Annotated in this window: 1 protein-coding gene; it reads left to right on the forward strand. The window is 65.6% G+C overall.

All coding sequences use genetic code 11. The features are described 5' to 3' along the window. Window positions 1–110: 110 nt before the first annotated feature. Window positions 111–893 (forward strand): non-hydrolyzing UDP-N-acetylglucosamine 2-epimerase (gene wecB / locus U9977_RS09080; protein WP_322748756.1); only part of this gene is annotated, 783 nt, incomplete at its 3' end.

The raw sequence follows: 893 nt of genomic DNA on the forward strand, positions 1-893 counted from the left end.
ATCCCCCGCCCACCCGCCCACGCTCATGACTTTCCCGCGCCGATCCCGCATCCCTGACCCGATCCGCATCCCTGACCCGACACGGACAAGGACCGACGAAAGGACATGTTATGGCCACAAAAACATCGACCCGTCCTGACAGTGGGCCAGACCGTACCGTCCTGGTGATTTACGGCACCCGTCCAGAAGCAATCAAGATGGCACCGGTGGTCCGTGAACTGGCGGCCTCGCCGTTTTTCCGTCCCGTCGTCGCCGTCACCGGCCAGCACCGGAGCATGCTCGACCAGGTCAACAACCTGTTCGGCATCGTTCCCGACGTCGATCTCGACGTCCTCCAGCAGGGCCAGACGCTCGCCGGGGTCACCACCCGGTCGCTCGGCGGCCTGGAGGCGGCCATCACGGAGATCCAACCGCACATCGTGATCGTCCAGGGGGATACGACCACGACGTTCACGGGCGCGCTCGCCGCCTTCTACCTGGGGGTTCCCGTCGCGCACCTGGAAGCGGGCCTGCGCACGAACGACCCCACCTCACCGTTCCCCGAAGAGATCAACCGTCGGCTGACCACCCAGCTCGCCGACCTGCATCTGGCGCCCACCCCCACCAGTCGTGACAATCTCCTCGCAGAGGGCGTCAAGCCGGACACGGTTCTCGTCGTCGGCAATACCGTGATCGATTCGTTGCTCTGGGTTGTCAAGGAGCCTGTGCCGAAAGACGACCCGTTGCTGGCGGAGTTGGAGCGCAACGCTTCCGGCGACCGGCCCGTGCTCCTTGTCACCGCCCACCGGCGGGAATCCTGGGGCGAGCCGATGCGCAATATCGGCGAGGCGCTCGCGCAGCTCGCGACGGAGCGGCCAGATCTTCTGATCGTCTTTCCGATCCATCGCAACCCC

The organism is Protofrankia sp. Cas8, assembly GCF_963555845.1.
Taxonomy (GTDB): domain Bacteria; phylum Actinomycetota; class Actinomycetes; order Frankiales; family Frankiaceae; genus Protofrankia.